The organism is Burkholderia sp. KJ006, assembly GCF_000262695.1.
GTDB lineage: Bacteria > Pseudomonadota > Gammaproteobacteria > Burkholderiales > Burkholderiaceae > Burkholderia > Burkholderia vietnamiensis.
In genome coordinates this window covers 1,580,736-1,595,139 of sequence record NC_017920.1, presented here as the reverse complement: position 1 = coordinate 1,595,139, position 14,404 = coordinate 1,580,736, and the positions used below count along the sequence as shown (strand labels likewise).

Below are 14,404 nucleotides of genomic sequence, written 5' to 3'. Positions count from 1 at the left end.
CCCCGCCAGCGTCCCGTCACACCAGAAACGCCTCGGCCAGCTTGACCCAGTACGACGCGCCGATCGGCAGCGCCGCGTCGTTGAAGTCGTATCCGGGGTTGTGCACCATGCAGCCGCCTTCCCCGTCGCCGTTGCCGATGATCAGGTAGCAGCCCGGCCGCTGCTCGAGCAGGAATGCGAAATCCTCGCTGCCGGTGAGCGGCACCATCCCGTCGATCAGGTTCGCTGCGCCGGCCCATGCATGCGCGACGTCGCGTGCGAACGCCGTCATCCGCGCATCGTTGACGAGCACCGGGTAGCGGCGCTGGTAATCGATCGTCGCGGTCGCGCCGAACACGGCCGCCTGCGCATGAACGACTTCCTTGATGCGCGTCTCCAGCAGATCGCGCACGTCGGGCTTCAGCGCGCGCACGGACAGGCGCATCTGCGCATGCTCGGGAATCACGTTCGGCGCCTCGCCCGCGTGGATCGCGCCGACCGTGACGATCGCCATGTCGAGTGGCGACACGTTGCGTGACACGATGGTCTGCAGCGCGATCACGATCTGCGCGCACACGACGACCGGGTCGATCGCCTTGTGCGGCACCGCGCCGTGGCCGCCGCGGCCGTGGACGTCGACGATCACGGTGTCCGACGACGCCATGAACGGCCCGGCCAGGAAGCCGAGCTTGCCGGTCGGGAAGCCCGGCATGTTGTGCATCGCGAAGATCGCATCGCACGGGAATTGCTCGAACAGCCCGTCGTCGAGCATTTTCTTCGCGCCGCCGAGCCCTTCCTCGGCCGGCTGGAAGATCAGGTTCAGCGTGCCGGAAAACCGCCGCTCGCGCGCCAGATGCTTCGCGGCGGCGAGCAGCATCGCCGTGTGACCGTCGTGGCCGCATGCGTGCATCTTGCCGGGGATCGTGCTCCGATACGGCAGGCCGGTCGACTCGTGGATCGGCAGCGCGTCCATGTCGGCGCGCAGGCCGAGGCGCTGCGTGCCGTCGCCCACCTTCAGCTGCGCGACGACGCCCGTGCCGCCGAGCCCGCGCCGGACCGTATAGCCCCACCCTTGCAGCTGCTCGGCGACGAGATCGCTGGTCGCGAATTCCTCGAAGCCGAGTTCAGGATGCGCATGGATGCGGTGTCGAATGTCGATCATTTCGTCGGCGAGGCCTGCGGGGATCACGCTGTGGGTCATGGGGGCGGCTCCTGGGTCGGGTTCGGAAGGGTCAGTCAAGGATAGTCCGGCTCACGGCAACCGAATAGCGAGTAAGTGGTCGCGGCGGCAACCTGGAGTTGCCGGTTGAGTTGGGGTGCCGAGCATGGCGGCAGCGCGCTTGCGAGGCCGTACCGGCGCGCGGGAGCGGGAGGCGCGGTGCCTGCGGCTGTGTGTCGGTCTCCGGCATGTGCCGGCTCGGCGAACACGGTTGGGCGTCGCTTCGATATCTATCGATATCAAGGACTTCCGGGGCATTTGTTCACTTTTCAACCGCCGTACATCTTTTGTGTACGCCAGGGTTCAAGTGAACGCACGACCCGGCGTGGTTACGCTGCTACCCGGCGAATTCGGCGGCGACGCCGATGGACATCTCGACGCCTTCCGCGGCGCGTTTCTCGCGGAACCGGCGACGCCGCCGGCATGACACGCGGCACGGGCTCCGCGCCCATGCCGCGCAGCACCTCAACGCCCCGACATCATTGCTGAACGACGCGCATCGACTTCGGTCGCGAAAAATCGAGGTCTTCGCCGTTCCAGGCTTTCGCCTTCTTCAACTCCCAGTTCTGCGTCAAGCCGGTGAAGGTCGCGACGCGGTTGAACGCGAGGTCGTCCGTATCCGACAGCATCACCGCGATCCCCGCGGCCGCTTCAACCTGGACTTCGTTTGCATAAATCCAGGACGGCAGCGCACGCCCCGACCGCTGCCCCGCCGGCAGGCAATACTTCGCGCCCGACGTCAGGCTGACGATACAGCCGAGCGGCGTCGTATCGCGCACGACGCGCATCGAATGCGGCCTTGAAAAATCGAGCACCTGTCCGTTGACGGCCTTCACCTGCTTGAGACCGCCGTTCTCGACCGTGCCGACGAACGTCGCGATCCGGTTGTAGGACAGGTTGTCCCAATCCGACAGCATCACCGCGGTGCCCAGTGCGGCATCGACGAACACGTCGTGCGCATAGATCCACGACGGCAATGCATAACCGGAGCGCTGCCCCACCGGCAGGCAATATCTCGCGGCGGTCTGCAGGCTGACGATGCAGCCCGCCGGCTGCTCGGCCGACAGGAAGCGCGCTTCCGGATAGACCGACTTGATCCAGTCCACGTACTTCGATACGCGCGCGCCGGTCGAATAGTTGTCGCCGCCGCCATTGGTCGTCGCGATGATGACCGGCTTGCCATCGCGAATCTGCCACCAGGCCGACCCGCTATCGCCCGACGCAGTGCGCGTCCAGAACGGGGACGGCCCGGCAGAGCGATAGCTCGCGCCGATTCCGTAGCCGAGCTCGAAGATGCTGTCGATCCGGCTGCGCCCGTACAGCCGTCGCTCGCCGTTCGCCGGCCAGTACGAACCGCTGCCCTTCGCGCCGACACCCCAGCTTCCATAGCCGACGAAAATGACGTCGCGGTCTTTCTCGTGAGGATCGTCGTTCAGGATCGGCCGCTCGACCGGCTTGCCGAGCACGTCCGCTATCGGGTGGAGCGTGGGCAGCTTCAGGATCGCGATATCGGTCGATGCGCCGCCCATTCCCGCCGGCTTGTTGATCCGCTGCGGCGGCACGTACGCCGTGCCCCGGCCCGATGCGACTACGCGGCGATCGAGCGTCGTGAAGCGCTTGGTTACGGCTGTCTCGGTGCCTTGATAGCCGGCGCAATGCGCGGCAGTCAGCACGTAGGTCCATCCCCCGTTGTCGCCAAGCCATGTCGCGGTGCAGCCACCGACCTCTCCGACCGCGAGCCACGGCGTCTCATAACTGAACGCGCGCAGTTGGTCGTTGTGCGTCTTGATGCTGTTCGCCAGGTCTGCGCTATCGCCGCCGTAATACTTGAAGGTCGCTTCGTCGATCCGCAAAGCGTGCGCCGCCGAAGACGCCACCAATGCCGCCAGGCCTGCGCTCACGATTATCTTTTTCACGTTTTCTCTCCGATGGATTTATTGCCCGGAAAATGCAGATTTATCCATATTGCTTCGATCGCGACAGGTTGCGGCCGGGCGCCAGCCATATCGCCGACCAGAGCGTATCGCGATGAGAGAAAAGGTTCGGTTATAACTGGGCAGGCCGTTGGATCGAGGCGACGAATTCGTAAATTCGAACTCGTCCCATTGACCGAATTTATACAAATCGCGGCATCTAAAATGGAGATGCGATTAATTATTTCGCGTTTCTCATATTGTTTGTTCGCAAAACCATAGCTGGCTGAATCAGCGATTTTCCAGATAGAACTTTCGCATTCCGGCGAAACACGGGAATCACCGCAGTCGGCATCGAACGAATTGCCGGCATGCCGACGCGCGTGCGCACAGACGCCCTATTCCGGCGATGTCCGCGCGAGCCTCCGCATTCGCCGGCAACCTCGCGACACCCGTGCGCTCGCGCCGCTGTCGCGCCGCCCCGATCACGGCAACCGGAACGTATCGAAGAACGTATCGCGCTCCATCACGGTCAACGCCGCGCGCTTGTGCGGAAAGTCGAACTCCTTCAGCGTCCGGAACCCGAGCCGGTGCATGTATGCGATATGCCGCACGTGATCGACGCGCGGCTCGCCGACGAGCCGTTGCGTGCGCGGCTCGTCGACGAACATGTAGTGCAGCACGCCGCTCCACCACGCATGCAGCTTGCCCGCGCTCTGGAAGCGCGAGTCGCCGATCAGCAGATGCAGCCCGCGATCGTAGTCGTGCGCGTCGTAGAACGGCGCAAGGCGGTCCTCCTTCGCCCAGTAGAACTCGAAATAGCCGAACGGCGTGTCGTCGAAATAGCCGATCATCGGGTGCATGTGCGGATCGGCGAGCCGTTCCGCGAGATAGGCCGCGTGCTCGTCGAGCGTGCCGCGCTGGTCCCAGAAATGCGCGACGCGATCAAGGTTCATCCAGTCGCTGAACAGGCGCGCGTGCGTCGCGACGTCGACGGTGCGCAGGCTGAACGTCATGCCGACCTGCGGCATGTAGCGCGCGTAAATCTCGCCGGCCGGCGACGGCGGCCGCACCGGATGCCGGTGGCCGTTGGTGATCGCGTAGCGCAGCGGCATCCCGCCCGACGCCGGCGCCTTCAGCCACGGCTGGGGGTTCTGCCAGAACGTCGCGCGCGACGCGGTGAGCCGCAGCCGCTCGCCCGCGCGCTGCGCGTCGTCGATCACGCCTTCGCGCACCGCGCGCGCGACGTACGCGGCGACGGCGGCCGGGTCAGCCGCGCCGAGCGGCACCGAGACGGTGGCCGCGTCGTGCCGCGTGTCGGTGTTGAACAGCGCGACGAATTCCGCGAGCAGCGCGGCCGGCGCATCGTCGGGGCGCCACGCGTGCAGCATGCGTTCGGCGACGGGCGTCGCGTGCGGCGCGCCGTCGAGCGCGGCGGCCACGTCGCCTTCGACGCTATCGCGCGGGTCGGCCGGTTTCGTCAGCGTGTGTGCCATCACAGTGCTCCCGCGTCGTGGCGATCGGCGACGATGTGCAGCCCGCGCTCGAGTGCCGGAAACAGGCTGCGCTGGAAGTTGTTCCAGCGCAGTTCGAGGATCGTGTCGTCCGGCGCGATCGGCGTGTCGAGCACGTCGCAGATCACCTCGCCGGAATCGATGCCGTTGTCGACGTAGTGGAACGACGCGCCCGTCATCGTCACGGGCGTGACGCGCGAGGTCGCGCCGCTCGCCCAGTCGACCCGCTCGCCGCGCGCGCCGTGCAGCGCGTCGAGCGTCGCCCACGCGCCGCGCCGCTGGTACGGCGACCCGTCGGCCGTGATGCCCGGATGGATGTTCGCGATGCGCCGGTGAAAGCGCGCGCCGGGACGTACGAGCTCGTCGAGTATCACGAGCAGCCCGTCGAGCACGACGACGTCGGCGTCGAGTTCGAGCAGGCGCTCGAGCAGGCGGCGCTCGAACGCCTGCTTGCCCGCCGCGCGTTCGCGCGCATCGCGCGGCAGCCGCCGGTACGTCGACGCGATCGTGCAGAACAGTTCGTCGACCGGCCGACCCTGCACGGTGAGCCCTTCCGGCAGGATCCACGGGCGGCCCGGCGTGCGCGCGAAGCCGTAGTCGGCGAGCTTCGCTTGGTCGGCCGGCGAGCCTGCGTCGTCGTCGACGATCACGGCCTGCAGCGTATAGCGCTCGCCGAGCGGCGAAGCGTTGAGCCGCTCGACGAGGAATTCGAGCGGCGCCTTCATGTAGCGCGTGCCGCCGCGGTACGCGACCGGCTGGCCGGCGCGATCGGCCGCGCCGTTGCGCAGCGACTGGATGTAGACGAGATTCTTCTTTCGCATGGAGGCGTCGGGAAAAAGCGGACGACGGCGCCGCGGCGCACGCGCCGGCTCGAAGGCCGGGCTGCACGCCGCGGCGCGCGCCGTCACCAGTTGTATTTCGCGGTGGCGATCACGGTGCGATCGGTGCCGAAGATGCAGACGCTGGTCGACTGGCAACCGCTGATGTAGTGGCGGTTGAACAGGTTCGTGCCGTTCACGGCGAAGCGCCAGTTGCGCGTGTCGTAATGCACGCCCGCGTCGTACAGCGTGTAGCTCGCGACGGTCAGCGAGTTGTCGGCCGCGCCGGCCGCCGCGCTCTGGTAACGCACGCCGCCGCCCAGGCCGAAGCCCGCGAGCGGCCCCGTGTGCCAGGTCCAGTCGGCCCACAGCGACGCCATCTGGCGCGGCCGCGGGATGTCGACCGGCCAGTTGTTCAGCGACGCGTCGTTGGCCTGCACGTTCTTCACGTCCTGATAGACGTACGACGCGATCAGCGACAGGTTGCGCGTGAGCTTGCCGGTCGCGTTCAGCTCGATGCCGCGCGAGCGCACTTCGCCGGTCTGGATCGACGTCGTGCCGGCCGGGTCGAGGTTGGTCGGCGTCGGCGTCAACACGTTGGTCTGGTTGATCTGGTAGATCGCCGCGCTCAGCATCAGGTTCTTGCCGGGCGGCTGCCAGCGCAGCCCGGCCTCGATCTGCTTGCCGCGGGTCGGCTGCGGCAGGCCGCCGCCGTACAGGTTCACGCCGATCAGCGGGTTGAACGAGGTCGCGTAGCTGACGTACGGCGACAACCCGTAGTCGCCCTGGTACGTGAGGCCCACGCGGCCGGTGAATGCGGTGACGTCGGCCTTCGACTGCGTGCCGCCCGCGCGGTCGTCCATCCGCTGATTGACCCAGTCCTCGCGGCCGCCGAGCGTCAGCGTCCAGCGGTTCCACTTGATCTGGTCCTGCGCGTACAGACCGAACGTGTTCATCGTCGTGTACGTGTTGGTGCGGTACGTCGTGTTCGGCGGCGAAAACACCGACAGCGTGACCGGCGTGTAGACCGGATTGTAGAGGTTCAGCGTCGGCGCGGCGGCCAGCCATTCGCTGTCGGTCGCGGTCTGCCGGTTGTACTGGAAGCCGAGCAGCAGCGTGTGCTCGAACGGCCCGGTGCCGAAGCGGCCCTGCAGGTTGTTGTCGATGTCGAAGCGGCTGTAGTTGGTCTGGAACACGCCGGCCCAGCGGTTGATGTCGGTGAGGCTGCCGTCCGCGAAGCCCGCGCCGAACACCGAGCCGTTGTCGAGCGACAGGTGCATCCAGCGCACGTTCTGGCGGAACGTCCACATCGAATTCAGGTTGCGCTCGAACTGATAGCCGAGCGACCACTGCTTCTTGCGGTAGTAATTGAAGTTCGGGTCGCCGCCGTAGACGTCCTTGTCGAGCTGCCCGTTCGGGTTCGGCAACACGGTGCCCTGCGCGGGCAGGAAGTTCGACGAGATGTCGCCCCAGTCCTGCAGGTAGGTGGCCGACAGCGTCAGCGACGTGTCGGCGTCCGGGCGCCAGCGGAACGACGGCGCGAGCGCGACGCGCTGGTCGTTGTTCGGCCCCGTCAACGCGTTGCCGTCGCGCGCGACGCCGACGAAGCGGTACGCATACTTGCCGTCCGCATCGAGCTTGTCGCCGACGTCGATCATGAACTGCTTGCGCGCATAGTTGCCGAACTGCACGCCGGCTTCGCGCACGCGCTCGCCGTCGGCCGTCTTGGTCTGCACGTCGATGATCGCGCCGGGGTCGCCCGCGCCGTACAGCACCGACGTCGGCCCGCGCAGCACGGTGATGCTGTCGATCATGTACGGATCGACGCGCCAGCTCGACAGGTTCAGCGTGTTCGGCACCTGCAGCCCGTTCACGAACGCGGTCGGCGTGAAGCCGCGCAGCGCCGCGTACCAGTCGGAGCGGTTGTCCGAGCCGTACGACGAGAAGCCCGGCACGTAGCGCAGCGCGGCGTTCACGTCGGTCGCGCCGGTCATCTCGATCTGCTGCGCGGTGACGACGTTGATCGTCTGCGGGATCTCGTCGAGCGCCGTGTCGGTCTTGGTGCCGGTGCGGCTGCGCTTCGCGACGAGCCCGACCGTGCCGTCGCCGGCCGCGCTCGCTTTGACGGTGATCGCCGGCAGCGTGCCGGCGGCGCTTCCGGCCGCGGTGCCTACCGCGGTGCCTGCCGCCGTGCCCTTCGGCGCAGCGGCCGGCGTAGCGGCCGATCCACCGTCCTGCACGCCGTTCTGCGCGCCTGCAGCGGCTGGCGTCTGCGCGAACGCGTGCCCCGCCGCCATCCCGAACGCGACGCTCGCTGCCGCTGCGATCGCACGCAAACGCGTGCCTGTTGCCCACTCCATGTTGCTCTGCTCCCGTTTATTCATGCGGTCATCGACCGCACCTTTGTCAAAGAGCGCAAGCCATCCGGCCCGCGCTCGCCCCGTCTTGATGTCGTTGTTCGTGTCGCGGCAGGCCCGCGTCGTCGTCGCGGGCGAGCGACGCCGCCTCCTCGAGCGACCTGCAGATCTCGTCCGCGCGGCGCGCCAGCACCGACAGCAGCGTGTCCGACAGCCCGTGGCTGTCCTCGCAGCAGCCTTGCAGGTAGATGCGCGGCGTGAAGTGCTCGGGCGTCGCGAGCCGGTAGTCGCGCGCGACCTCGCCGCGCGCGAGCGCCTCGCCGAGATACGGCGCGAGCCCGTCGAGCAACGTCGTATGCGTATCGCGCCGGTAGCCGGTCGCGAGCACGAGCGCGTCGAAGCGCTCGACGCGCGTGCTGCCGTTCATCCGGTCGCGCAGCGTCAGCTCGATGCGGCCGTCGGCGCCGCGCTGCACGCCCTCGATCGCGCGGTTCGCCAGCAGCGCATGGCGCGGCGTGCCGTCGATGCGCTGCAGGTACAGCATTTCGTAGATCTGCTCGATCAGCGGCCGGTCGACCACCGCGTAGTTGGTGTCGCGATAGCGTTCGAGCAGCGCGCGTCGCGCGTCGTGCGGCTGCGCGTAGACGACGTCGGTGAACTCGGGGCTGAAGATCTCGTTGACGAACGGGCTGTCGTCGGCCGGCTTCAATGCGCCCGCGCGCATCACGAGGCTCGCGTCGACGTGCGGGAAACGGCGCGCGAGATCGACGAACACCTCGGCCGCGCTCTGCCCCGCGCCGATCACCGCGACGCGGCGGCGCGCGCCGTCCGGCGCCGCGACGAGGCGCTCGATGTCGGCGAGATACGACGACGAATGGATCACGCGATCGCGGCCGAGCGCGGCGAACGCCTCGGGCACCGCCGGCGTGCCGCCGACGCCGACCGACAGCGCGCGCGTGACGCGCTGGCGCTCGCGGCCGGCCGCGTCGCACGACAGCACGCGCAGCGCGTCGATGCGCGCGCCGTCGCCGTGCACGGGCTCGATCGCGGTGACGGTCTCGCCGTAATGCACGTGTCGGCCGAACGCGTCGGCGACCCAGCTCAGGTAGTCGTGGAATTCGACGCGGGTCGGATAGAAGTTCTTCAGGTTCACGAATTCGTTGAGCCGGCCGCGTTCGAACAGGTAGTTGATGAACGTGTAGCGGCTCGTCGGATCGCGCATCGTGACGAGATCCTTCAGAAACGAGATCTGCATCCGGCAGTCGTCGAGCAGCATGCCGCGGTGCCAGCCGAACGCGGGCTGGCGCTCGACGAAGCACTGCGCGAGCGGGCGCGCGCCGTCGCCGCGTTCCGCGATACGCACCGCCAGCGCGAGGTTAGACGGCCCGAAGCCGACGCCGATCAGGTCGAATACGGTTTCTCTCTGCATGTCTCTCAGCTCCCTTGTCGGTAGAACCGGCCCGTCGACGATGACGGCCGGCGAACAACGTGTTGCGCCGCGCGCGCAGGCACGGCGGCTGCACGACGCGGATGTCGGCGCGTCTCGCGCACGGCGCGGCGGCCGGGCGGAAACGCGACGCGACGGGTATCGAATCGCGCGAAGCGGTTCGCACGCACTTCAGCCGGCATCGCGCGCCTCCTGCGCCGTTTCGGCCGGCGAGTCGAGCCGCGCGCCGAGCGCGGCGAGCGTCGGCGCGGCGAACACGTCGGCGACCGTCAGTGCGTGACCGGCGCGGCACGCCGCATCGACGAAACGCACGACGTCGAACGAGGTCGCGCCGGCGGCGAACAGATCGGCATCGGGCGGCGGCGCAGCGCACGCACACGTATCGGACCACAGCGCGGCCAGTGCGGCGATGGCGTGGCGCGCTTGCGGCGCCGTGTCGGCCACGCGCGCACGCACGGCCGTCGACGCCGCGAACCGCGCGTCCGGCCTGCCGAGCCGCGCTTCGGGCGCGACCGCGAAACGCGCGAGCTCGTCGTGATAGACGTCGACGAGCGCAGCGACGAACGCAGCGTCGAGCAGTTCGTCCGCGTACGAAAACGCGGCGCTCACGCGGCCGTCCGGATGCTCGACGACGTCCAGCTCGAGCGTGAACACCACGCGGTGGCGCACGTCGTCGAATTCGGAGAGCGTCAGGCCGGCCCAGTCGCGCGTCGCGGCGCCGCTCGGCCGCAGGTAGTTGAACATCACCTGGAACAGCGGATTGGCCTCGGCGGCGCGCGGCGCGTGCAGCGCGGCGACGACGTCGGCGAACGGCACGTCCGCATGCGCATACGCGGCGAGCGCGGTGTCGCGCAGCTGCGCGAGCACGTCGGCGCGGCTCGCCGTGGCGTCGAGCCGCGTGCGCACGACCACCGCGTTGATGAACAGGCCGAGCGCATCGTGCGCCGCGTCGCCCGCCAGCTCGCGCGTCGACGCGAGCACGCCGACCGGCTGGTCGGCCGCGCCCGTCACGCGGAACAGCGCGGTGTTGAGCGCCGCGTGCAGCAGCATCGGCAACGTCGCACGCGCGGCCGTTGCGGCGTCGCGCGCCGCCCGGATCGTCGTCGGGTCGAATTCGATCGCGATGCGCGCGGCCCGCCATTGCGGAACGGCCGGCGCATCCGCACGCTGCGGCAGCACGCGCGGCGGCAGATCGGCGAGCGCGTCGCGCCAGTACGCGACGCGCGCTGCCGCGCACGGCGGCGGGAGCACGAGCGACGTGCGCGGCAGCGGCGTCGTGGCGGGTGCCGATGCCGATGCGGTTGCGCCGCGCACGTGTTCGACATAGCGCGCCCGCACGGCGTCGAGCCACAACTCGATCGATTCGCCATCCGACACGATGTGATGGATCACCACCGACAGCACATGATCGTGCGTGCCGAGCCGCACGACGCGCGCGCGCCACAGCGGCGCATCGGCTTCGAGGTCGAACGGCGTGAGCGCGTCGGCGGCCGTCAGCTGCGCCGCGCGCTCGAGCGCGTCGGGCTGCGTAGCGACGTCGACGAGCGGTAACGTGACCGGCGTAACCGGTGCGACGCGCTGGCCCGGCAGCATGCCGGCGCGCGCAACGAGCCGCGTGCGCAGTGCGGGATGCGCGGCGGCAGCCGCCGCAAACGCCGCGCGCAACGCGTCGACGTCGAGCGGCCCGCGCACGCGCAGCGCGAGCGGAATGTTGTAGGCGGCGTTGTCCGGCTGCGCGCGCCACAGGAACCACAGTGCGAGCTGCGCGGGCGACAGCGGCCACACGCCGTCGGCGTCGGGCTTCACCGCGGCGGCGGCGTGCGACGCGCTGCGGGCGTGCGCCGCACGCGGCGCATCGGCGAGCTGCGCCGCATATTGCGCGAGCACCGGCGCCTCGAACAGCGCGCGCACCGGCACGTCGCGGCCGAGCCGTTCGGCCACGCGCGTCGCCACGCGCACCGCGGCGAGCGAATGGCCGCCAAGCTCGAAGAAGTGGTCGCCGCGGCCGACGCGCTCGACGTTCAGCACGTCGCGCCAGATCGCCGCGAGCGCGGCTTCGTCGCCATCATGCGGCGCCTCGTATGCGCGCTCGACGCGCACCGGCGCGGGCAACCGCGCGCGATCGACCTTGCTGTTCGCGTTGCGCGGCAGCGCGTCCAGCACGATCAGTTGCGCGGGCACCATGTAGTCGGGCAGCATGCGGCGCAGATGCGCATCGAGCGTCGCCGCGTCGACGGGCTGTGTATCCGCCCGTGCATCGGCGCTCAGCTCGACGTAGGCGACGAGCTGCGCATGCGCGCCCTGCCCGTGCACGACCGCGCACGCTTCGCGCACCGCATCGTGCGCGGCCAGTTGCGCCTCGATTTCGCCGAGCTCGATGCGCAGCCCGCGCAGCTTCACCTGATGATCGACGCGGCCGATGAAGTCGAACACGCCGTCCGCGCGACGCCGCACCAGATCGCCGGTGCGATACAGCCGCGCGCCGGGCGCGCCGTACGGATCGGGCACGAAGCGCTCGGCCGTCAACGCCGGACGATCGAGATAGCCGCGCGCGACGCCGATCCCCTCGCCGCCCAGATACAGCTCGCCGATCACGCCGACCGGCAGCGGCCGCAACCGCGCGTCGAGCACGTGCGCGGTGCGCGCGCCGACCAGCGTGCCGATCGGCAGATAGGCCGCATCGCCGAGCTTCGCGAGATCGTCGCCGGGCGCGAACATCCACAGCGTCGGCGTGATCACGGTTTCGGTCGGGCCGTAGCCGTTCACCACGCGCACGTTCGGCATCGCGCGGCGCAGCATCGCGAACGCTTCGCGCGACGTCGCCTCGCCGCCGACGGTCAACGAGCGCAGCGTCGGCGGCGCGCCGTGCGCGAGCGTCCATTCGGCGAGCTGCGCGGCGCAGCCCGGCGGCACGTAGGTCATCGTCACGCCGTCGCGCGCCATCATCGCGCAGGTCTGCGCGGGCGGCCACAGCACGTCGGCGGTGATCGACACCGCGGCGCCCGACAGGTATTGCGAAAACCAGCCTTCGTGCGCGCCGTCGAAGTTGACCGACTGGAACAGCAGGAACACGTCGCTTTCGCGCACGCCGTAGCGTTCGGCGATCGCGACGCAATGGCGCGCGAACGCCGCGTGATCGACGATCACGCCCTTCGGCGTGCCGGTCGAGCCCGACGTATAGATCACGTAGGCCGCATGACCGGGCAGCACGTCGGGCAGTTCGACGTGCTGGGCTTCGTCGAGCGCATCGACTTCATCCGCATGCCAGATGCGCAACCCGGACAGCGCGGGCAGCGACGCGGCGCTCGCGCGGTCGGTCAGCACGTGCGCGATGCCCGCGTCGCCGACGATCTGCGCGAGCCGTTCGCGCGGGTGCGCGGGATCGAGCGGCACGAACGCCGCGCCCGACTTCAGCACCGCGATCAGCGCGACCAGCAGATCGACCGAGCGCTGTAGCGCGACGCCTACGCGCATCTCGGGCCGCACACCGGCCGCGACCAGGTTGCGTGCGATGCGCGCGGCACGCGCGTCGACCTCGCCGCGCGTCAGCGCGCGCTCGATATCGGCGACGCCGCGTGCGTCGGGCCGCTTGCGCGCATGCGCGGCGATGCGCGCGTGCACCGGCACGAACGGCTCGGCGTCGGCCGCGCCGGCCCGCGCGTTCCATGCGAACAGTTGCGCGAGCTCGTCGGCCGGCAGCCAGTCGAGCTCGCCGATCGGCGCGGCAGGCTGCGCGAGCGCGGCGTCGAGCAGCGTGACGAAGCGCGCGGCGAGCCGCGCGATCGCGGCGGCGTCGAACAGGTCCAGCGCATAGATGAACGCGGTGTCGAAGGCGCCGTCGGGCGTCGCTTCGACGGCGAGCGTCAGGTCGAATTTCGCGGACGGCGTGCCGGACGGCAGCCATGCGGCCGACGCCGCGCCGAGCGCGGGCGGCGCGCGGCGCTCGCCGTAGGCGGCCATCACCTGGAACAGCGGATGATGGCTCGCGCTGCGCGGCACGCCGAGCGCGTCGACGACCTGCTCGAACGGCACGTCCTGATGCATCTGCGCATCGACGAGCGCGCGCTGCGTGCGCGCGACCAGCGACGCGAAATCGCCGTGCGCCGGCACGTCGACGTCGATCGCGAGCGTGTTGACGAAGAAGCCGATCAGGCCGGCCGTCTCCGCGCGTTCGCGGTTCGCGGCCGGCACGCCGACGCAGATCCGCGCGTCGCCGGTCGCCCGCGCGAGCAGCGCGTCGAGCGCCGCGAGCAGCACCGCGAACGGCGTCGCGCCCGCGTCGGCCGCGAACGCCCGCAGCCGCGCACCGAGGCGCGCATCGAGCGAGAACCCGTGACGTGCGCCGCGCGCGCTGCGGCGCGCCTGCCGCGCGGCCGCACCGGGCAGCGTGAGCACGCCGCGTTGCGGATCGAGCCGCGCGCGCCAGAACGCGAGCTGGCGCTCGCGCTCGCCGGCATCGAGCCAGCGGCGCTGCCACAGCGCATAGTCCGCGTACTGGATCGGCAGCGGCGCGAGCGACACCGCGTCGCCCGACGCGTAGGCACAGTAGAACGCCGCCAGCTCGAACAGCAGCACGTCCGACGACCAGCCGTCGGACACGATGTGGTGAACCGTCAACGCGAGCCAGTGATGCGTCGCATCGAAGCGGATCAGATGCACGCGCACGAGCGGCGGCGTGCCGAGGTCGAACGGCTCGGCTTCGTCGGCCGTCGCGATGCGCTCGGCCTGCGCGCGCCGCTGCGCGGCCGGCAGCGCCTCGAGATCGGTGTCGCGCCACGGGCAGCGCAGCGGCGCGTGGATCGTCTGCGCGACGCCGTCCCGGGTTTCGTCGAAGGTGGTGCGCAGCGCTTCGTGGCGCGCGATCAGCGCATCGCAGGCGAGCCGCAGCGCATGCGCATCCAGCGGCCCGTCGAGCGCGAGCCGCTCGGTGATGTGATACGCGTGCGGCGCATCGATCAGCCGCGCGTGCAGCCACAGCCGCGTCTGCGCGAACGATGCCGGGACGCGATCGTCGCGCGGCGTGCGCGGCGGGATCGGCAGCCTGCGGAAATCGATCCCCGCGGCGCCGAGCTTGTCGATGAACACCGCGCGCTGCGCGTCGGGCAATTGCGCGAAGCGCGCAGCGAGTGCGAGCCAGTCGGGTTGAGCGTTCGTCAT

7 protein-coding genes are annotated in these 14,404 nt (G+C 69.8%); all 7 read right to left on the bottom strand.

Features of this window, described 5'->3' with window-relative positions:
• Nucleotides 1-16: 16 nt before the first annotated feature.
• The 7 genes from MYA_RS07150 to MYA_RS07120 all read right to left on the bottom strand — a co-directional run bounded on the left by MYA_RS07150 (nt 17) and on the right by MYA_RS07120 (nt 14,404).
• The gene (locus MYA_RS07150; RefSeq protein ID WP_014723021.1) at nt 17-1,180 is read right to left on the bottom strand and encodes a M20 aminoacylase family protein; all 1,164 of its coding nucleotides are present in this window, start codon (nt 1,178-1,180) and stop codon (nt 17-19) included.
• Between the two features lie 497 nt (nt 1,181-1,677).
• On the bottom strand, nt 1,678-3,114 hold the full coding sequence (locus MYA_RS32395; protein ID WP_014723019.1) for a trypsin-like serine protease: 1,437 nt from the start codon (nt 3,112-3,114) through the stop codon (nt 1,678-1,680).
• Between the two features lie 482 nt (nt 3,115-3,596).
• The gene (locus MYA_RS07140; protein WP_014723018.1) at nt 3,597-4,607 is read right to left on the bottom strand and encodes a GNAT family N-acetyltransferase; all 1,011 of its coding nucleotides are present in this window, start codon (nt 4,605-4,607) and stop codon (nt 3,597-3,599) included.
• Complete coding sequence (locus MYA_RS07135; protein WP_014723017.1) at nt 4,607-5,446, bottom strand: formyltransferase family protein; 840 nt, start codon at nt 5,444-5,446, stop codon at nt 4,607-4,609. Before MYA_RS07135 ends, MYA_RS07140 begins: the two co-directional genes overlap by 1 nt.
• An 83-nt stretch (nt 5,447-5,529) precedes the next feature.
• Entirely contained in the window at nt 5,530-7,803 is a 2,274-nt protein-coding gene (locus MYA_RS07130) for a TonB-dependent siderophore receptor (protein ID WP_014723016.1), read from the bottom strand.
• 46 nt (nt 7,804-7,849) lie between these two features.
• A complete protein-coding gene (locus MYA_RS07125; protein WP_041493828.1) occupies nt 7,850-9,229 on the bottom strand; it encodes a lysine N(6)-hydroxylase/L-ornithine N(5)-oxygenase family protein in 1,380 nt (459 codons plus the stop codon).
• Nucleotides 9,230-9,418: 189 nt separating this feature from the next.
• A complete protein-coding gene (locus MYA_RS07120) occupies nt 9,419-14,404 on the bottom strand; it encodes a non-ribosomal peptide synthetase (RefSeq protein WP_014723014.1) in 4,986 nt (1,661 codons plus the stop codon).